Origin of the sequence: Nonomuraea fuscirosea (assembly GCF_003001935.1) — a bacterium.
Taxonomy (GTDB): Bacteria; Actinomycetota; Actinomycetes; order Streptosporangiales; family Streptosporangiaceae; genus Nonomuraea; species Nonomuraea fuscirosea.
Window position 1 is genome coordinate 127,854 of record NZ_PVNG01000004.1, and the last position, 19,531, is coordinate 147,384.

Annotated in this window: 15 protein-coding genes and 1 pseudogene; 7 read left to right on the plus strand and 9 right to left on the minus strand. The window is 72.9% G+C overall.

The genetic code is table 11. The annotated features are described in order from the left end of the window. Positions 1-86 precede the first annotated feature (86 nt). From B0I32_RS10725 to B0I32_RS10745, 5 genes are read left to right on the plus strand one after another with little or no spacing between them, the layout of a single operon-like run. Entirely contained in the window at positions 87-2,612 is a 2,526-nt protein-coding gene (locus B0I32_RS10725) for a PA14 domain-containing protein (protein WP_219911727.1), read from the plus strand. A 59-nt stretch (positions 2,613-2,671) separates the two neighbouring features. Continuing rightward, complete coding sequence (locus B0I32_RS10730) at positions 2,672-3,739, plus strand: ABC transporter substrate-binding protein (RefSeq protein WP_106237320.1); 1,068 nt, start codon at positions 2,672-2,674, stop codon at positions 3,737-3,739. Between the two features lies 1 nt (position 3,740). Further along, entirely contained in the window at positions 3,741-5,288 is a 1,548-nt protein-coding gene (locus tag B0I32_RS10735; RefSeq protein ID WP_245955746.1) for a sugar ABC transporter ATP-binding protein, read from the plus strand. Continuing rightward, the gene (locus B0I32_RS10740; RefSeq protein WP_106237325.1) at positions 5,269-6,249 is read left to right on the plus strand and encodes an ABC transporter permease; all 981 of its coding nucleotides are present in this window, start codon (positions 5,269-5,271) and stop codon (positions 6,247-6,249) included. The genes B0I32_RS10735 and B0I32_RS10740 overlap by 20 nt, the downstream gene beginning before the upstream one ends. Continuing rightward, complete coding sequence (locus tag B0I32_RS10745; protein WP_106237327.1) at positions 6,246-7,199, plus strand: ABC transporter permease; 954 nt, start codon at positions 6,246-6,248, stop codon at positions 7,197-7,199. Before B0I32_RS10740 ends, B0I32_RS10745 begins: the two co-directional genes overlap by 4 nt. A 148-nt stretch (positions 7,200-7,347) precedes the next feature. On the opposite strand, the gene B0I32_RS10750 is transcribed toward B0I32_RS10745, so the two are convergent. The 4 genes from B0I32_RS10750 to B0I32_RS10765 form a co-directional block, all read right to left on the minus strand. Further along, positions 7,348-7,791: a DUF6223 family protein gene (locus tag B0I32_RS10750; protein WP_106237329.1), complete on the minus strand. Its 444-nt coding sequence runs from the start codon at positions 7,789-7,791 to the stop codon at positions 7,348-7,350. A 303-nt stretch (positions 7,792-8,094) separates the two neighbouring features. After that, positions 8,095-9,117 (minus strand): pirin family protein, encoded by a 1,023-nt coding sequence (locus B0I32_RS10755; RefSeq protein ID WP_106237330.1) that lies wholly within the window; start codon positions 9,115-9,117, stop codon positions 8,095-8,097. A 41-nt stretch (positions 9,118-9,158) separates the two neighbouring features. Continuing rightward, a complete protein-coding gene (locus B0I32_RS10760; protein ID WP_181307254.1) occupies positions 9,159-10,280 on the minus strand; it encodes an MBL fold metallo-hydrolase in 1,122 nt (373 codons plus the stop codon). Positions 10,281-10,366: 86 nt separating this feature from the next. Then, positions 10,367-11,152 (minus strand): oxidoreductase, encoded by a 786-nt coding sequence (locus B0I32_RS10765; protein WP_106237336.1) that lies wholly within the window; start codon positions 11,150-11,152, stop codon positions 10,367-10,369. A gap of 112 nt (positions 11,153-11,264) precedes the next feature. Here B0I32_RS10765 and B0I32_RS10770 point away from each other — a divergent pair, with 112 nt between their 5' ends. Then, entirely contained in the window at positions 11,265-11,834 is a 570-nt protein-coding gene (locus B0I32_RS10770; RefSeq protein WP_106237338.1) for a TetR/AcrR family transcriptional regulator, read from the plus strand. 27 nt (positions 11,835-11,861) lie between these two features. Here the strand turns inward: B0I32_RS10770 and B0I32_RS10775 are convergent, their stop codons facing one another. Together B0I32_RS10775 and B0I32_RS10780 are read right to left on the minus strand one after the other, a co-directional pair. After that, positions 11,862-12,575: a DUF3152 domain-containing protein gene (locus B0I32_RS10775; RefSeq protein WP_106237340.1), complete on the minus strand. Its 714-nt coding sequence runs from the start codon at positions 12,573-12,575 to the stop codon at positions 11,862-11,864. 101 nt (positions 12,576-12,676) lie between these two features. Next, a complete protein-coding gene (locus B0I32_RS10780; RefSeq protein ID WP_106237343.1) occupies positions 12,677-13,948 on the minus strand; it encodes an NAD(P)/FAD-dependent oxidoreductase in 1,272 nt (423 codons plus the stop codon). 254 nt (positions 13,949-14,202) lie between these two features. Here B0I32_RS10780 and B0I32_RS59750 point away from each other — a divergent pair, with 254 nt between their 5' ends. Then, positions 14,203-15,081, plus strand: coding sequence for a hypothetical protein (locus B0I32_RS59750; RefSeq protein WP_245955747.1), 879 nt, complete (start codon positions 14,203-14,205; stop codon positions 15,079-15,081). A gap of 124 nt (positions 15,082-15,205) precedes the next feature. On the opposite strand, the pseudogene B0I32_RS61625 reads toward B0I32_RS59750, so the two are convergent. From B0I32_RS61625 to B0I32_RS10795, 3 genes and pseudogenes are all read right to left on the minus strand, one after another. Continuing rightward, positions 15,206-15,373: pseudogene (locus B0I32_RS61625) on the minus strand (BTAD domain-containing putative transcriptional regulator); the annotation flags it as partial. 324 nt (positions 15,374-15,697) lie between these two features. Next, the gene (locus B0I32_RS10790; protein ID WP_106237349.1) at positions 15,698-16,612 is read right to left on the minus strand and encodes a zinc metalloprotease; all 915 of its coding nucleotides are present in this window, start codon (positions 16,610-16,612) and stop codon (positions 15,698-15,700) included. 196 nt (positions 16,613-16,808) lie between these two features. Next, a complete protein-coding gene (locus B0I32_RS10795) occupies positions 16,809-19,529 on the minus strand; it encodes a sugar-binding protein (RefSeq protein ID WP_106238208.1) in 2,721 nt (906 codons plus the stop codon). Between the last annotated feature and the right edge of the window lie 2 nt (positions 19,530-19,531).

Here is a 19,531-nt window from a genome sequence, read left to right on the forward strand (position 1 = left end):
GGCTCGGTCCGCTGATGCTTACTTTGGAGCGTGTCAGGGTCAAAAGCTGTCCGAACCTGATCGGCGCCTTCCGAAAGGAACCCCCCGTGCGTAAGCGCCTCGCATTGCTGCTGTCCGTGCTGATGTGCTTGTTATGGCAGACGCCGGCCCCCGCCTCGGCCGGATCCGCGGCCCTTCCCGAGCGGAACGGGCTACGCGGCGACTACTACCTCGCCTCGGCGGCGGGCCAGTTCGACTTCGCCGACCTCAAGGCGAGCATCATCGACCCGAACCTCGAGATGGCCGACCTCAACCCCACGTTCCAGCTGCTGACCGGCAGGGAGGACGACGTCACCGTCAGGTGGACGGGGCAGATCACGCCGAAGTACTCCGAGACCTACACCTTCTCCATCATCGGCGACAACGGCTTCCGCCTGTGGGTGGACGGTCAGCCGATCATCGACCACTGGGTGGACGACTGGGACCTGGAGCAGACCGGCACCCCGATCGCCCTGGAGGCGGGCAGGAAGTACGACGTCAAGGTCGAGTACTTCGAGCACTACGGAGGCGCCAACCTGCGCCTGCGCTGGCAGAGCCCGAGCCAGCCGAAGGCGATCGTGCCGGCGGAGGCGTTCACCGTGCCGGCCGACTTCCAGCCGGACGGCCCGTACGACGCCAGGCTGAACGCGGCCGGCGACGTCGCGACGCTCACCTACGCCAAGCCCCTGGCCCCGCTGCCCGCCGACGCGGCGGCGAAGCTGGGATTCACGGTCGGCGCGGCCTCCTGGCCGGTAACCTCCGCAATCCAGAAAAGTCCTGAAGTAGTCGAGCTGAAGCTGAAATATCCGGTCCCGTCCAAGGCGGGCAGCACCGTCCGCACCTCCTACGACGGCAACGGCGGCATCACCTACGCCGACGGCACCCCGCTGGCCGCCTACCCCTTCGCGCACGTGGTCAACGTCTCCACCTACGTGCTCAGGACCCGGTGGGCCGACGACGTGAACCCGGCGAACCCGCTGCCCGAGTACCCCAGGCCACAGCTCGTCAGGGACCGCTGGCGCAGCCTCAACGGCACCTGGGAGTTCGCCCCGGCCAAGGAGGGCGAGGCGGCGCCGTTCGGCCGGCGGCTGGCCGAGCGCATCGTGGTCCCGTACCCGGTGGAGTCGCAGCTGTCCGGCATCGGCCGGCACGAGGAGCGCATGTGGTACCGCCGCACGTTCGAGGTGCCCCGCTCCTGGAAGGGTGAGCGGCTGCTGCTGCACCTGGACGCCGTCGACTGGGACGCGGCGATCTACGTCAACGGCAAGCAGGTGGCCACCCACAAGGGCGGCTACGACCGGATCAGCGTGGACGTGACCGCGGCGCTCAAGCGCTCGGGCCCGCAGGAGCTCGTCGTCGGCGTGTACGACCCCACGGACGAGGGCGCCCAGGCCATCGGCAAGCAGCGGCTCAACCCGGGCAGCATCTGGTACACCGCCGTGTCCGGCATCTGGCAGACCGTCTGGATCGAGCCGGTCGGCAAGGACCGCATCGACCGCGTGGACACCACCCCCGACCTGCGCGGCCAGTCCCTGTACGTCACCGTCCACGGCTCGAAGGGCACCGCCACGGTGACCGCCAGGGACGGCCGCAGAGTCGTCGGCACCGTCCGCGGCCAGGTCGGCAAGGAGCTGCGCCTGCCGGTGCGCAACCCCAAGCTGTGGACTCCGGACGACCCGCACCTGTACGACCTGGAGGTCAAACTCAAGTCGGACAAGGTGGAGTCGTACTTCGGGATGCGCTCTATCACGCTCTCCGGCAACCGCATGCTGCTCAACGGGCAGCCGGTCTTCCAGATCGGCCCGCTCGACCAGGGCTTCTGGCCGGACGGCATCTACACGCCGCCCACCGACGAGGCCCTGCGCTACGACCTCGAGCAGACCAAGGCGCTCGGCTTCAACGCCGTGCGCAAGCACGTCAAGGTGGAGTCCGACCGCTGGTACTACCACGCCGACAAGCTCGGTCTGCTGGTCTGGCAGGACATGCCGTCCGCCTTCCGCACCACCGACAGGCCGCAGTTCGAGGCCGAGCTGCGCGAGATGGTGGACCAGCACCGCAGCAGCCCGTCGATCGTGATGTGGGTGCCGTTCAACGAGGGCTGGGGCCAGTACGACCAGGCCCGTATCGCCGACCTGGTCAAGAGCTGGGACCCGAGCCGCCTGGTGAACAACATGAGCGGCGTCAACTGCTGCGGCGCGGTGGACGGCGGCAACGGCGACGTCAAGGACTTCCACATCTACCCGGGCCCCGGCAACCCCGGCAAGCCCGAGGGCGCCAGGGCGACCGTCATCGGCGAGTACGGCGGCCTGGCCCTGCCCGTGGTCGGCCACACCTGGTCCGGCGGCGGCTGGGGCTACGCGGTCGAGCCCGACCCCGAGGCCCTCACCGACCGTTACGTGAACATGGTGGGGGAACTGGAGCGGCTGCACGCCTGTGAGCAGCTCAGCGCCGCGATCTACACCCAGACGACCGACGTCGAGACCGAGATCAACGGCCTCATGACGTACGACAGGGCGATCACCAAGCCCGACGTCAAGCGTGTCCACGACGCCCACAAGGCGCTGACGGGCGCGATCAACCCCACCTGCAGCTGAACCACCGGCGCCCGGGCCTCTGTGGCCCGGGCGCCGCACCTGGTAAGAAAGGATCCGCGATGACCCCCCATCTCCGGACAGCCGCGCTGACCCTGGCCGTGCTCCTCACCGCGGCCGGGTGTGCCAAGGGCGAGGAGCCGCAGAGCGCGCCCGCCGCGGCCAGCTCGGCCGGTCAGCAGGTCGTCGAGACGCCTTCGGGCACGGCCGGCCCGACCTGCACGCTGGAGCAGTTCGGCGGCACGAAGTTCGACCTCAAGACGGCCACGGTGGGCTTCTCCCAGTCGGAGAAGGAGGCCAACCCGTTCCGCATCGCGGAGACCAAGTCGATCAAGGACGAGGCCGCCAAGCTCGGCATCACCGACCTCAAGGTCACCAACGCGCAGTCGCAGTTCTCCAAGCAGATCACCGACGTGCAGCAGCTCATCGCCCAGGGCGTCAAGCTGCTGGTCATCGCGCCGCTCAACTCCGACGGCTGGGAGCCGGTGCTGCAGCAGGCCGCCGCGAAGAAGATCCCCATCATCACGGTCGACCGCAAGATCAACGCCAAGGCGTGCAGCGACTACCTGACGTTCATCGGCTCCGACTTCTACGAGCAGGGCAAGCGCGCCGCCGACCGCATGATCGACGCCCTGGGCGGCAAGGGCAAGGTCGCCATCCTCCTCGGCGCCCCCGGCAACAACGTCACCACCGAGCGGACGAACGGGTTCAAGGACCGGGTCAAGGAGAAGGCCCCCGAGATCACGATCTCGTTCGAGCAGACCGGTGAGTTCGCCCGCGAGAAGGGACAGCAGGTCACCGAGCAGCTCATCCAGTCCAACCCCGACATCAACGGCATCTACGCCGAGAACGACGAGATGGCGCTGGGCGCGGTCACCGCGCTGAAGGGCGCGGGCAAGGAGCCGGGCGACATCAAGATCGTCTCGGTGGACGGCACCCGCAGCGCCGTCCAGGGCATCGTGGACGGCTGGCTGCACGCGGTCATCGAGTCCAACCCGCGCTTCGGCCCGCTCGCGTTCGAGACCGCGCAGAAGTTCCTGAACGGCGAGGCCATCCCCGACAAGGTGATCATCTCCGACCGCGACTATGACACGGGCAACGCCAAGGACTCCCTCGGTGAGGCGTACTGAGTTGGAAGCGGTTCTCGAGGCAAGAGGCGTCAGCAAGCGCTTCCCCGGCGTGCTCGCCCTCGACGGCGTGTCCCTCGCCCTGCGTCCGGGCGAGGTGCACGCGCTCGTCGGCGAGAACGGCGCGGGCAAGTCCACCCTGATCAAGGTCTTCACCGGCGTGTACCAGCCGGACGGGGGCGAGCTGCGCTACCAGGGAGGGCCCGCCGCCTTCGGCACCCCCCTGGAGGCGCAGCGCGCCGGGATCTCCACCATCTACCAGGAGGTCAACCTCGTCCCCATGATGTCGGTGGCCCGCAACCTGCTGCTCGGCCGCGAGCCGCGCGGCAGGTTGGGGGTGATCGACGCGGCCGCCATGTACGGCGAGGCCGAACGCGTCCTGTCCGGCTACGGCGTGGACACCGACGTGCGCCGCCCGCTGCGCACGCTCGGCGTCGGCGCGCAGCAGATGGTCGCGCTCGCCCGCGCCGTGTCGGTGGACGCCCGGGTCGTCATCATGGACGAGCCCACCTCCTCGCTGGAGCCGCGCGAGGTCGAGACCCTGTTCGGGGTGATCAGGCGGCTGCGCGACAGCGGCATCGCGGTCATGTACGTCAGCCACCGCCTCGACGAGCTCTACCGCGTCTGCGACCAGGTGACCGTGCTGCGCGACGGGCGCCTCGCGCACACCGGGCCGCTGGCCGAGCTGGAACGGCTCAGGCTCATCTCGCTGATGCTCGGCCGCGACCAGAACGAGGTCCGCACCGAGGGCCTGACCAGCTTCTCCCGCGAGCACGCCGAAGGAGACGAGCGGGGATCGGGCAACGGCGCTCCCGTGGTGGAGGCCAGGGGACTGACCCGGCGGCACGTGCTCGACGGGGTGGACGTCAGCGTCAAACCGGGCGAGGTCGTCGGGCTCGGCGGGCTGCTGGGCGCGGGCCGTACCGAGACCGCCAAGGCCATCGTCGGCGCGCTGCCGCTGGACGGCGGGCAGGTGCTCGTGGCCGGGGCGCCGCTGCGGGCCGGCTCCACCTCGGCCGCGATCAGGGCGGGCGTCAGCCTGCTGCCCGAGGACCGCAAGGCCGAGGGCATCATCCCCACCCTGTCCGTCCGCGAGAACATCGCCCTGGCCGCCCTGCCCTCCATGGGCCGGGCGGGCGTGGTGTCCGAGGCGAAGATCGACCGGATCGTCGAGATCTTCATGCGGAGGCTGAGGATCAAGGCGGCCTCGCCGCACCAGCTCGTCTCCGAGCTGTCCGGCGGCAACCAGCAGAAGGTGCTGCTGGCCCGCTGGCTCGCCGTACGGCCCAAGGTGCTGCTGCTGGACGAGCCCACCCGCGGCATCGACGTCGGCGCCAAGGCCGAGGTGCAGGCGCTGATCGACGAGCTGGCGCGGGAAGGGCTGGGCGTGCTGCTGATCTCCTCCGACCTGGAGGAGCTGGTCGAGGGGGCCGACAGGATCCTCGTGCTGCGCGAGGGCGCGGTCGTCGGGGAGCTGTCGGGTGACGAGGTGACCGAGGAGAGAATCATGGCGACGATCGCGGAGCAGTCCGATGGCCGAGCTGACGCATGACCGGGGCGGCCCGCGGGGCCGCGTCGCCGTGCTCAAGCCGCAGGTGTTCGCCTGGGTGCAGGACTACGGCGTGTACGCCGCCGTGCTGGCGCTGCTGCTGTTCAACGTCCTGTTCACCCCCCACTTCCTCGACGCCTCCAACTTCCGCACCCAGCTCGTCCAGGTGACCCCGATCGTCATCGTCTCGCTCGGCATGGCGCTGGTGATCGGCACCCAGGGCATCGACCTGTCGGTCGGCTCGGTGATGGCGCTGGCCGCCGCGCTCGTCGTGCTCTACCTCGGGTACGGCTGGCTGCCCGCCCTGGTCGTGGCCGTGATCGGCGGCGCGGTCGTCGGGGCCGCCGGGGGAGCGCTGGTCGCCTACGTCGGGGTGCAGCCGATCGTGGCCACACTGGCGCTGCTGGTCGGCGTCCGCGGCCTGGCCAACGTCCTGGTGCCGCAGCTGGTCGAGTTCCGCAACCCCGACCTGATCGCCCTGGGCAGCAGCTCCGTGGCCGGGATCCCGGTGATCGTGCTCATCGCGGCGGCGCTGACCGTGATCGTGCTGTTCGTGGTGCGGCGCACCACCTTCGGCCGGCAGGTGGTCGCCATCGGCGGCAACCGCTCGGCCAGCGAGCTGTCCGGCCTGCCGGTCAGGCGGGTGCTGCTGCTCGTGTACGTGATCTCCGGCCTGCTCGCCGCCCTGGCCGGCGTGCTGGCCACTGCCCGGCTGCAGGCGAGCGACCCGACCTCGCTCGGCATGTTCATCGAACTGTCGGCGATCACCGCCGTCGTCGTCGGCGGCACCCCGCTGACCGGCGGCCGGATCAGGGTGCTCAGCACCGTCATGGGCGCGCTGCTCATGCAGCTCCTCGCGGCCACGCTGATCAAGCACAACCTGCCGCAGTCGTGGACCCAGATGGTCCAGGCGGTCATCATCCTGGCCGCCGTCTACGCCACCAGGAAGCGGGAGACCCGATGAACCGCGAGCAGCTCAGCCGGACGCTGCAACAGCACGGCGCCGTCATGGTGCTGGGCACGCTGGTGATCGTCGGCAGCCTGGCCTTCGACTCCTTCGCCACGCCGGCGAACGCCGCCAGCGTGGTCGTCTCCTCCTCGTTCCTGGCGATCATCGCGATCGGCATGACGTTCGTGATCATCAGTGGCGGGATCGACCTGTCCGTGGGGTCGCTGTTCGTCCTCGGCGGGGTGCTGGCGGCGTACGGGTCGCAGTACGGCATGCTCGTCGCGCTGCTGCTGCCGCTCGCGGTCTGCGGGGTCGTCGGCCTGCTGCAGGGACTGGTGATCGCGCGCACCGGCATGGCCCCGTTCATCGTGACCCTGGCCGGGCTGCTCGGCGTGCGCGGCCTGATGCTGGCGATCTCGGACGAGGGCGCGACCACGTACCTGGTCAAGGACCGCGCCTTCGCCGCGCTCGGCCAGGGCGAGATCCTCGGCCTGTCCTACCCCGTCTACATCACCGCCGTCCTCGCCCTGGCCGCGATGGTGCTGCTGCAGCGCACCGGCTTCGGCCAGAACGTCTACGCCATCGGCGGCAACGAGCAGGCCGCCGCCCTGATGGGCGTGCCCGTCGCCCGGACGAAGGTGTACGTGTACGTCATGTCCGCCCTGCTGGCCGGCCTGGCGGGCGCGCTGAACGCCGCCCGGCTCTCCTCCGGGGTGACGATCCTCGGCATCGGCCTCGAACTGGACGCCATCGCCGCCGTGGTCATCGGCGGCACCCTGCTGACCGGCGGCGCGGGTGGCATCACCGGGTCGGTGGCGGGCGTGCTGCTGCTCGGCGTCATCCAGAGCCTGATCAACCAGGTCGGCAATCTGACGTCGGCGTTCCAGCAGGTGGTCAGCGGGCTGTTCCTGGCGCTCGTGGTGGTCGCGCAACGGTTGCTGAGCAAGGCGCAGCGGCTGACCTGAAAGGCGCGGCGGCCGGCCTGAGCGAGGCGCGGCGGCCGGCTTGAGTCTCCGGTGTCCCCGGCCCCTCCCGGGGACACCGGAGCGTCACGGCCAGAGGCGGGATCCGGCGCTCAGAAACCGACCGCCCGCCGCGACCGATCACCCGCGATCACGGTGTGGGCGGTCGCGGGCTCGTCTCGGCTGCGGTCAGCCGCTCGCTCGGCTCGGCGCGGCGGGAGCGGGCCAGAGCCAGACCGCCGAGGACCGCACCGGCCAGGCCCAGTACCAGGGCCACGGCCGCCCCGAACACGCCGTTGCCGGTGCCGAGGCCACCGTCGGCGACGGCCAGCTTCACCGCGCCGTTGAGCCCGCCGATCAACCCCGCCGCCAGCGCCACGATGCCCGCCCTGCTTCCGGCGTCGCCGGCACGGCGGGCGGAGCGCAGCGCGAGCCAGCCGATGATCACGCCGCCGAGCGCCACCGATGCGGCCACGCTGGCCCAGATCCGCGCAGGGGTGCCGAGGAAGGTATCGACACCCTGGCCCGCGCATTCCGCCGGCGTCGTACAGACAGGCGAGACCACCTGTGCGGCAAGTGCGACCAGGACAGACATGGAGGATCCCTTCGACCGGACGATGGGCGCCCGCGGCATGTGCGTCGCGGTGGCTCGGCCTGGGCCGGCCGAGGCACCGGTGAGGAGCGCGAGCGCCTGGGCGGTGCTTCACGGACTCGATCCTCGCGTGGTCGAGGCGGGCGCGGCCTCCGCCGGCGGACGGCGGCTTCTACGCAGTTCCGCGTAGACGGCTAGTGCCTCGGTACTCCCGTCGTCGTAGGCGGCCGCGCGCCTGGGCGGAGGTTTCTCGCGGGCGGCAACCGGAGGATCCCGGCATGAAAGACCGCGCCGTGTCGTCGTCGGTCAGCGCACCCGGCCGCGCGGCTTGAGGCGGGTGCCGGGCAGGACGGGCGCGGGGAGCGGGGCGCCGCCGAAGCCCTCGACGGCGCCGAACCCCTCGCCCTCCGCCCACTCCTTGCGGAACGCGGCGATCTCGTCGTGGGAGCGCCCGACGAAGTTCCACCACATGACCAGTTCCTCCCCGAACGGCTCACCGCCGATCAGCAGCACCCGCCCGCGCCCCGACAACCGCACCGCCGCCCGCCCCGGCGGCAGGTACACCAGCGGCCCGTACTCCAGCGGCCCGTACTCCAGCGGCCCGTACTCCAGCGGCCCGTACTCCAGCGGCCCGTACTCCAGCGGCCCGTACTCCAGCGGCCCGGACTCCGACGGCCCGGGCCCCACCAGGGCCGCCTCGCCGTCGAGCAGCAGCAGCCCGTGCTCGTACGCCGGATCCAGCGGCACCTCGCCCGTGCCGTCCACGGCCACCTCGGCCCCGACGAGCGGGCTGTAGGCGGTCGCGGGTGAGGTCACCCCGCCCAGCGACCCCATGACGACCGTCGCCGCGAAGCCGGGACCCGACAGCACGGGCAGGTCCGGATGGTGCTCGAAGCCCGGCCCGGTGTGCCGGTGCGCGTCGGGCAGCGCCACCCAGAGCTGCACCCCGTGCAGCACCGTCTCCGGCGACTCCTCCGAGTGGGAGATGCCGCGCCCCGCGGTCATGAGATTGAGCTGCCCAGGGCGGATCTCCTGCAGCGTGCCCAGGCTGTCGCGATACAGCACCTCGCCGGCGACCAGCCAGCTCACCGTCTGCAGGCCGGTGTGCGGATGCGGCGGCACGCGCATGGTGGCCCGCTGCGGCCCGTACGCGTCCACGAAGCACCACGCGCCGATCATCCGCCGGTGGGCGCCGGGCAGGGTCCTGCGCACGGTCATCGCACGCGGCCCGCCCAGCGGCACCTCGCGTCCGGTCAGCACCTCGGCGCCCTCGCCCGTGCCGGTGGTGGCGCAGCGGATCTCCCGCGGGTCACGCTCCAGGTTGCTCACGCCCCGACTTTACGTTCCCGAGGCCATGGGGGAGCCCGCCGTCAGCTGAGCATCTCCCACCAGCCCTCGACCGCAGGGACGGCCGAGACGTCGACGGCCTCGCCCGGCCGCGGGACGGCGATGCGCACGTCGCGGGCCTTGGCCTCGCGCCACAGCCGGTCCACCGGCTCGCCCCACGGATGCAGGGCCAGCGTGAACGTGGCCCAGTGCACCGGCAGCAGCACCCCGCCGCCCAGGTCGAGGTGGGCCTGGACGGCCTGCTCCGGGTCCATGTGGATGTCCGGCCAGGACGGGCTGTACGCGCCGATCGGCATCAGCGTCAGGTCGAACGGCCCGTGCGCCGAGCCGATGCCCCGGTAACCCGCGAAGTAGCCGGAGTCGCCCGCGTAGAACACCCGCCTGGCCGCGCCGATGACCACCCACGAGCCCCAGAGCGTGTCGTTGCGGGTGAAGGAGCGGCCGGAGAAGTGGCGGGCCGCCGTGGCCACGAACCGCAGCCCCGCGACCTCGGCCTCCTCGTTCCAGTCCAGCTCGATGATCCGGAACGCCGGCACGCCCCACCGCTCCAGATGCGCCCCGATGCCCAGCGGCACCAGGAACGGGGCCTTCTGCGTGCGCGTCAGCCTGAGCACCGTGGTCCGGTCGAGGTGGTCGTAGTGGTCGTGCGAGATCGCGATCGCGTCCACCTCGGGCAGCTCCTGCAGCTCCACCGGCACCGGGTGGTGCCGCTTGGGGCCGACGAACTGCGAGGGGGAGGGCCGCCTGCTCCACACCGGGTCGAACAGCACCCGCCGGCCCTCGATCTCCACCAGCGTGGAGGCGTGGCCGTACCAGACGGCGCGCACCCCGTCGGCGGGCGGCGGGTCGGCGGGCGGGATCCGCAGCGGGACGGGCCCGGCCGGATGGCGCTGGCTCCTGTCCTTGGCCAGCTCGCCGAGCAGCCCGACGGGCGGCGCGGTCATCAGGGCCGCGCCCTCGGGCATCGAGTTCACGAACGTGCCGTCCCTGAACTGCGGCGAGTGCCGTATCCTCGTCGCCCGTTCCGGTCCCGACGCCAGCGGCCGCACGCCCAGCTCGGCGGGCAGATCGCGCAGCGCCCACCCGGCCGCGGCGAGGACCGCGCCGCCCGCGAGGATCCGCCGTGCCGTCCGCATCCCTGCCATAGCCCACTCTCCCCTGCAAGCTTCTTCGTCCCGCTCAGCGGGCGGGACTCCCCGGTGTTTCCCTATCTACGATATATCGCGATAGGTCAGACGGTTTTCACCGCACCGCCGTCGATGAGGAAGTCGGCCCCCGTGACGCTCGCGGCATGCGGCGACGCCAGCCATGTCACGAGCGAGGCGACCTCTTCCGGCTCGACGAACCTACCGGTCGTCATTCCGGTGCCCGACGGCAGCCCTGCCAGGAACGCATCCAGGTCCACGCCGTGGGCGGCGGCCAGCGCGGCGCCGTACCTGCCGGGGTCCTCCCACAGCGAGGTGCGGGTGGCGCCCGGCGAGACCGTGGTGACCCTCACTCCCTGCGGGCCGAACTCCTCGGCCAGCGCCTTGCTCAGCGCGGTCAGCGCCGCCTTGGCCGTCGCGTAGTGGACCGGCCCGCCGCTCGGCGTGTGCGCGCTGGTGGAGGAGATGTTGATCACAGTGCCGTGCCGCCGGATCAGGCTCGGGACGGCGGCGCGGGTGGCGCGTACGGCGCTGAGGAAGTTCAGGTCGTAGAGCTGCCGCCACTGCTCGTCGCTCAGGCTCAGGAACCCGAACGCCTCGTCGCTCGCGTCGCCGCCGCCCACGTTGTTGACCAGCAGGTCGATCTCGCCCAGCTCGGACAGCGCCCGGTCGATCACCGCGCCGGGGCCGGCGGCGGTGGACAGGTCGGCCGTGACCGGCACGGCGCCGGTCTCCTTCAGTTCGGGGGTGATCGTCCGGGCGGCGGCGACGACCCGCATGCCCTCGCCGATCAGCGCCTTGACGACGGCCAGGCCGATGCCCCTGCTCGCGCCGGTGACGACGGCGGTCCTGCCGCTGAGTCCCATGTCCATGGTGGTACGTCCTTCCGCTATGTGCGTCAGTTGCGATGCGTCGAACATACGACTTGCAACACTGGTGATGCAAGTCTGCGGGAAAGGGTGACCGTGGAGTATCCTTCGAGGCATGAGTGGGACGACCCGGGCGCTGCGGTCCGACGCCGAGCGGACGGTGCGCATGATCCTGGAGGCGGCCGAGCGCGTGCTCAGCAGAAACCCGGCGGCCAGCATGGAGCAGATCGCCGAGGCCGCCGGAGTGGCGCGCACGACCGTGCACCGGCGCTTCGCCTCCAGGGAGGCGCTGGTGGAGGCCATGGCGAGATGGGCCACCCAGAACTTCGCCGAGGCCGTCGACGCGGCCTCCCCCGAGAGCGCGCCGCCGCTCGTCGCGCTCTACCAGGTCACGGCCAACGTGCTCCGCGTCAAGATCGACTGGGGTTTCACAATGCGGGTCATGGACGCCGACCCCGAGGCGGGCCGGGTGCACGCGGACATCTCGGAGCGCTGCGACCGGCTGCTGATCAGGGCCAGGGACGCCGGCGTGCTGCGGGCCGACGCCGATCTCGACTGGACCAAGCGGGTCTTCTACGCGCTGCTCCACGAGGCCGCCGCGTACCGTGACGAGGACCCCGACGTGCTGGCCACCCGGGTGGTGGACACCCTGCTCAGGGGCGCCGGCACCGGCCGCGGCCTGTAGCCGGCGCTCGGCCGGGCCGCGAGACGGTCAGCGCTCGTCCGGGATGCGGTGGGGGTGGGGCCACGGGTTGGGGCGGCAGCGGCCCAGCGACTTCGACTGCTGCGTCATGACGGGGGCCAGGCGGCCGGGCCCCGGACAGTGGCGGTGGTGGTGGCCCAGGCCGTGGCCGACCTCGTGGCTGATCAGGTAGCGGCGGTAGGCGGTCAGGTCGCCGTCGTACTGCGGCACCCCCTCGGCCCAGCGCAGGGCGTTGATGACCGAGCGGCGGCCGTTCCAGCAGGACAGCTCGCCTCCCGTGCGCAGCGGCAGGCACTGCCGGATCGTCATGCGCGGGCTGGACAGGGCGACGCGGACGCGTACCGGGCCCGAGTCGACCCGCTCGAACCTGGCCCAGCCGCGTACGTCGTTGAGCGTGCGGTGCACCTCGGCGGCGAAGCCGGCCGGATCGAAAGGGAGCCCCCGCTCGACCTCGACGAGATACCGCACCACCGCCCCCCGGCCCGGCCTCGCGGGCGCGCCGCCGCGCACGACCGCGTAACGGCCGGACGCGGAGTGCGGCACCCGCACCCGCTCGGGCACGCCGGGCGCGAGCGGCTTCGGCGTAGCACCGGCCGGCGGGGTGGGCGGTGGCGCGGGTGTTCCCGACGCGGCGCCCGGCGGTCCGGGGGCGGACGGTTCCGGGGTGCAGGCGGTGGCCGCCACGAGCAGCACCAGGAGCAGCGGAAGGACGAGCGGCGGCACGGCAGCCTCCCCACGAAGTCGCGGTGGGGAGGTATCCGATCTTACGTGGCTGCTTGTCGCGCTTAAGGGGCAGGGGTAGTGGATCTACCAGGTTGTCGGATTTAGCGGGTGTTGGGGGCGTAGGGCGTGATGTCGATCGGCGGTGTGTCACCCAGCGCGAGCGCCGCGGCGATCCGGCCGGTGAACGGGCCCGCCGTCAGCCCGTACGCGCTCAGCCCCGTCGCCACCACCACGCGCCCGGTCAGCGGGCCGATCAGCGCCGGGCCCGGCGCGTACACCGGGCGCAGGCCGACCCTCGTCTCCGTGACCGTCGCGTTGAACAGCCCGGGCGCCACCCGCAGCCCCGCCCTGATCACCTCGTCCAGCCCGCCCATCGTGACCCGCGGGGCGAAACCCACGTCCTCCACGGTCGCGCCGATCACGACGCGGGAGTCGGGGAAGCCCAGCAGGTACGGGCCCATCCTGGGCAGGATGATCGGCCACCACGCGGTGTCCACGCCCTCCAGGGTCGCGTGCAGGATCTGACCGCGCCTGGGGAAGACCGGCAGCTCGACGCCCAGGGGCCGGCACACCTCACCGGTCCACGCGCCCGCGGCGACGATCACCGCGTCGGCGTCCAGCGGCACCGCCGCACCGCTCAACGGCCGCTGGACGCCGGGGGGCCCGCCCGTGACGGGCCCCGACGGCGCGGCCTGCCGCCACGACGCCCCCTGCCCGCCGCCGTGCGCCCGGCTCGTCGGAGGGTACGCGGCGCCGCCGGCGGTCACGGCCGGGGTCGCGCCTGAGCCCGCCGTGCCCTCCGGCGCGAGCGGCTGCCCACTGCCGTCGGGGCTGTGGAGGAGGACCTGGCCGTCCGGGGTGAGGGCGGCGATGCCCGTGCGTACCTCGGCGCCCATCGAGACGGCGGCGCGCAGCAGGGCGTCGCGGACCGCGCGGCCGTCCACCCGTGCCGCGCCCGGCACCAGGATCGCGCTCAGGGTGTCCGACAGCGGCGGGAACAGTTCCGACGGGGTGGACACATCGGTGATCTCGCCCATCTCCGGCGCGCCGGGACGACGGCGGCGCAACAGCGCGCGTACCTGCTCCAGGTCGGCCGGATCCTCGGCCACCAGCAGCGCGCCCACCTTGGCGTAGCCGATGTCCTCGCCCAGCTCCTCCACCAGCCCGGGATAGTGACGGGCGCCCTCGTTGGTCAGCCGGTACCAGTCGTCGTCCTCCGGATGGTCCACCCACGGGCACACGATGCCCGCGCCCGCCCGCGTCGCATCGCCCTGGTACCCGCCGTCCACCACGGTCACCGCCGCACCCCGGCGGCTCAGATGGTAGGCCGCGCCGGCCCCGACGATGCCGCTTCCGATCACCACAACACGCATGGTCACAATGATCGCAGCCGAGGTGACCTGGGCCGATGACCGGATCCGCCCCTTGTCATGCGGATACCCCGCCACGGCCTTCTCCGTGCCTGGACACACCCTCACCGGAAGATCGCCGCGAGAGCCCGAGCGAGGTCCGTACGAGGTCCGCGCCAGGGGCCGAGCGAGGTCCGGGTGAGGCGCGGGTCAGGGGTCGTGCGAGGGGCGGCGCGAGGTCTGTCCGGCGCGGCTCTCGCGGGTCTAATGTCAGGCGCATGAGCGTCGAGGTCACCCGGATCGACCTGCCGTGTCCCGTTCGCGCGGCCGCGTCCGACGGGACGACCGTCTGGTGTGCGGTGGCCGGCGGTGTGCGCGCCTACACCGCCGCCGGCTCTCCGCTCGGAGAGGGCGGTCCCGGACCTGAGCTGCGGTCGCTGGCCGCCGTGCCGGGGACGGTGACCGGGCCTGCCGGCGTTCCCGGGATGCTGGCGGAGACCGTGATCATGCCCAGGTCGTTCGCGGGAGCCTCACTGTCGGGGCCGCTGCCGGAGGGGACGCTGGCCGGTACGTCCCGCGACCGCCTCCACTGGCTCGGGCCCTCGGGCGCGCCGGACGGCGACCTGCCCTTCGACGGCCGGGTGGTGGCGGGTGGCGGGGAGATCTGGGCCGTCGGCGCCGACCTGGCCAGGCGGCTGACCGGCCCCGGCCGGCTCGGCGAGCCCGTGCAGCTGCCCGCCCTCGACGCGTGCGCGGCCGAGGGGGAGCGGCTGTGGTGGACGTCCAGGCGGGACACGATCCTGCGGGGCGGCCCGAAGGAGGTCGAGCTCGGACGGGACCGGCGCGGCGCGATGGTCGTGTGCGCGGGCTCGTTATGGATCAGTGTCACCGGCGGGCTGTTACGCGTGTCCGCCTGGTCGGGGGAGCCGGGCCGGCTCGTGGCGGCGCCGGAGGGACCGGTGCCGTTCCTCGTCTGCGCCAACGGCGTCCTCACCGGCGGCGCCCGCGACCTGTTCACCCTCGCCCCGGCGGCCGGCGCACCCCTGCGCGTGATCGAGCTGGGGCTGGACGTGCCGCTCGCCCTGGTGATCGCGGCGGGCAGGCACGTCTGGGCCTTCCCCGCCGGCCGCCCGCAGGCGCTGATCGTGGTGACATGAGCCGAGCCGTCAGCGGCGCCCCCGTACGTACCGGGACAGGACGGCGGCGCCGGTCGGTTCGGACGACAGGCATTTCAGGTGGGCCTGTGGCCCGCCGGCGGGGAGGAGCCGGTCGCCCGCGCGCCGGCTCCAGATCGGCCCGCCGCTCCACGGCGCTCAGGTGCAGCTCAAGCAGCGACGGCGAGACGGTCGCGCGCAGCCACTCGGAGTCGACGTCCTCGAACGGCGTACCCCGCCACAGGCCGGTCGCCTCCTCCACCAGGACCCGCTCGGCCGCCGTCCCGGCGAGACTCGCGCGTGCCCCGGGGCTTCCGGCATCCGCCGGACGGCGATCAGGCCACTACGACTACGCGGTGGCGGGGCGGGTCCGGCGCCCGTCGTACGGGAGTAGAGGGACGAGCAGGACCGCACCCGGAGCGGCCCCCGCAGGACGCTCCCCACCGGGCGGTCCCGCGCGGGAGGAGCCGCATGGGTGGAGAACCACCGCCTCCGCCGTCGCGCCGAGACGGCGCCTTCCCCGTGAACGCCGGTCACGCCCAGCGCGCCGTCACGATCTCGCGCGGACGGCGGAGGGGTGGCAGTCCTCTGGTGCGCGGGCGTCCGAGCCGCGGTTGGGTCAGGCGCGGGCGCCGGTCCTGGCCTGGGAGGGCAGGAACGACGACCGCGGCCCGGCCAGCGCCGCGTCCATCCGTTCCGCCTGGCCCTTCGTGAACATGAACATGGCCGCGTCCTCGACGTAGTCCATGTAGTTCATGAACATGTCGCCGTCGGGCCCGTTGCCGCAGCTCACCTGCGGGAACGTGGGCGTGCCGCGGTTGAGGCCGGCCTGGTTGGGGGTGTCGTCGACGAAGTCGGTGCCCGAGCAGCCGTCGCCGTCGTCGCCCCAGATGTGACGCAGGTTGAACCAGTGGCCGATCTCGTGGGTGGCGGTGCGCCCCCCGTCGTAGGGCGACTCCGCCGTGCCCGTGGTGCCGAACGCGCTGTGCAGGATGACGACCCCGTCGGCGTCGGCGGGACCTCCGGGGAAGGCGGCGTAGCCGAGAGCCCCCCTGAGCTGGCACACCCAGATGTTGAGGTAGCGGTCGGCGGGCCAGGCGCTGGAGCCGCCCTGGTCGTCGAACTTGACCGTGTCGTCGGGGGCGAACTCCGGCACGTCGGTCCGGCGGCGCACGACTCCGTCGGTCGGCCCTCCGTCCGGGGCGGTGTCGGCCAGCTTGAACTCGAGCCTGGCGTCGGCGGCGCGCTCCCGCCACACCTCGGGCACCTTGGCCGCGTCGGGGTTGACCCGGCGGAAGTCCTGGTTGAGCACCTTGAGCTGGCTGTCGATCTGGTCCTGGCCGATGTCCTGCTCGGGCGTGTGGTGGACGACGTGCACGACCACGGGAATGGTGACCACCTCCTCACGGGCGGCGGCGCGGGCGTTCTTCCTGGCGAAGGTGTCGTTCTCGATGGCGGCCAGGGCGATGGCGTAGCGGGGCGAGGAGGCGAGGAGTCGGTGGTGGACGGCCATGGTGGCGCAACGGTCGGTCATGGGGGCTCCCTGGGGGCGGGGGACTAAGGTTCGTCACCCTTACGCCTACCCGGAGAGTAGTCGTTCAATCACTTATCGTGACTGTCCGTTGAGGTCGGGGCGGTGATCGCGGTGCCCGCCGAGGGCCGCACCACGATCACCGCCGCACGATCAGCGGGACGTCGCGCTCACCGTACGGAAGCCCGGGACGGCGCGCTCACCGTACGGAGACCTGGGACGCCGCCGTGCCGCCGCCGGACGCCTCCCAGCCGGCCACCACCGTCGCCCCCGGACCCGGCGCCCGGTCCAGCGGCACGGTCACGGTCGTGGTCCCCTTACGCGTCACGGTCACGACCCGGCTGCCCGCCGTGCCCCGCCCGTCGCGGGCGAACAGGTGCGCCTTGCCGCCGGCGGCGGCCCGCAGCGTCACCTTGACGCCGCCCGTCGTGCCCCTGGCCGCGACGACCTCGGCGCCGCGCGACGGCTTCGCCGCCGGGCCGCCGGCCAGCGGCAGGTGCACGCGGACCGCCTGCTCCAGCGACTGCGGCGAGTCGAGGCTGGACAGCGCCGTGTCGGGGATCTCCGGGTCCGGCGGGGTCGTCGGCCGGTCGGCGGGCGGCTCGTAGCCGGGCAGGGACGCAACGCCCCACCGGTACGGGTCGCCCTGTACCCCGCCCCACGTCGACCAGCCGATCCTGGTCTGGCCGGTCCTGTCCTGGGTGTCGGAGTCGTACACGAGGACGTTCAGCCCCAGATGATCCGGATCGACGGCGCCGGGCAGCACCCCCATCGGGATGGACATCTCCACCGTGTACGCGCCGGCGGACACCTGGGACGCCACCCGCATCCCGGGCGCCGTCTCCTCGCCCGGCCCCTGGCGGTTGTCGGCGTCGCGCAGGAAGCAGGGCGGGCCCTCGGCCGTGACCGGCAGCACCGCGGTCTTGAACGTGGTCGAGGTGTTCTCGGACGTGCCGCGCGGGTCGAGGGTGACCTCCACCGCGTCGGTACGCCAGTGCCGCTTGCAGTCGGAGGCCGCCAGCCGGGTGCCGAGCACGTCGTCCTTGACGTGCACCACCAGGTAGAGCGTGTCGTCGTGCCAGCCGATCTTCGCCGTGCCCGAGCAGTCGGCGGCCGAGGAGCAGGCCGTGCCCTCCCACAGGCGGGAGATGTTCAGCGCGGCGCCCGCGTACTCGCCGTCGCCCTCCACGCCGTCCACGGCCGGGGCCGACGCGGCGCGCGGCACGGTGGCCGCCGGGACGAGTTCGAGCGCCGGGCGGCTGGTGGCGGTGCCGTCCTCGCTCGTGGTCGTGATCGTGTAGGCGTAGTCGCCGCCCTCGTTGGACGTCTTCAGCGCGGGGTCGGAGTTGGTGACGGTGAAGGGCACGGTGGCCGACTCGCCGGCGGCCAGCCCGCTGTACGGGGCCTCGGCGCGGTCGGCGGTGAAGCCGGCGGGCAGGTCCAGGCGCACGGTGCCGGACCTGGTGGCGGTGCTGACGTTCGTGACCACCACGCCGACCTGCCTGCTGCCGCCGGACGGCAGCGTGAGCACGGGCGTGACCAGGCCGTCGAGCTGCGGCACGCCGACCTCGCCGGTCCACTCGCGGTACTGGGCCACCTGGGGGAGCGGCTGCTGCTCACCGCGTACGGACGGGCTGAGCTCGACCTGCCGGTCGGTGTAGCCGCCGCCCCGCTCCGTGGTGAGCGTGGCCGCGACGCGGGCCCGGCCGGGCTCCGCCTGCGCGGGCGGCGTCACCGTGAACGTGGCCGAGCCGCTCCGGCCGGCGCCGAGCCGGCCGAGGCCGCCGGAGCCGGTCACCTTCCACCCGGCGGGCACGCGCAGGGCCGCCGCCGAGCGGCCCAGCGGCTCACGGGGCGGCGCGGTGACACTCACCTCGACCTTGAACGGCGCGCCGGGCCGCACGTCGAACGCGCTGGTCCGCAGGCCGAATCGGGTACCGAGCGGCGCCGTCCCGGCCGGCCTGGTCAGCGCGCCGTCGAGGACGGCGGTGGGCGACGCGGCGGCCGCCGTGCCCGGAGCGGGGAACGGCACCCGCGCGTCCACCTGGGTGAAGAAGTCGCAGCCGAGCTGCGCGGGATCCGCGGGCACGTCGGGGAAGCCGGCCCAGCCCTGGGAGGCGTACACCCGCTGGGCGTCGCGCTCCACGGCCGCCCACGTCCTGCCCCGCTCGGCCGAGGCGCGCCCGCTCCAGACCCCGAACACGTTCTGCGCCGGATAGGCGGGACGGAACGTCGCCGCGCAGTCCTGGCCGACGGCGGAGGTGCCGCGCGCCCCGCCGGTGAGCAGGCGGGCGGGCGCGAAGGGACGCAGCCCCTCGTCGCGGATCTGCTCGGGGAACGCCTTCGGATCGGCCGCCGCGTAGAACGCCTCGACGGCCAGCCGCGCGGCCTCCTGGTGGTTGCCGTGGTTGCCCGGCGTGGGGGCCGGGTCCATGGTGAGCATGATCTCGGGACGGGTCTGGCGGACGAGCCGGACCACCTTCGCCAGCGTGTCGCCGCCCCACACCTGGTCGGTGAGCGGCGCGCTGACCGTGTAGTAGAAGTCGACGTCGTCGAGGTTGAACACCTCTCCCACGCCCGCGTTCGCGACGGCCGTGCGCTCCTCGGACTCGCGCAGCAGGCCGAGCGCCGGGCCCTCCTCGGGGCCGACCGCGTTGCCGCCGCCCTCGCCCCTGGTGACGGTGACGACGCCGGCGCGGACGCCGTGCTCCTCCTTCCACTGGCCGAGCGTGGACAGGGTGAACGCCTCGTCGTCGGGGTGGGCGCCGACGAACAACGCGTCGAGATCGACCGGCTCCTTCGCAGCGGTACCAGTGAGAGGGGTGGCGAGGGAGGGGGTGGCGGGCAGGAGGGTGAGGGCGGCGACGGCGCCGAGCAGCGCCAGGCGACCCGCCGTCCGGGGCGGACCCGCGGCTCTCATGG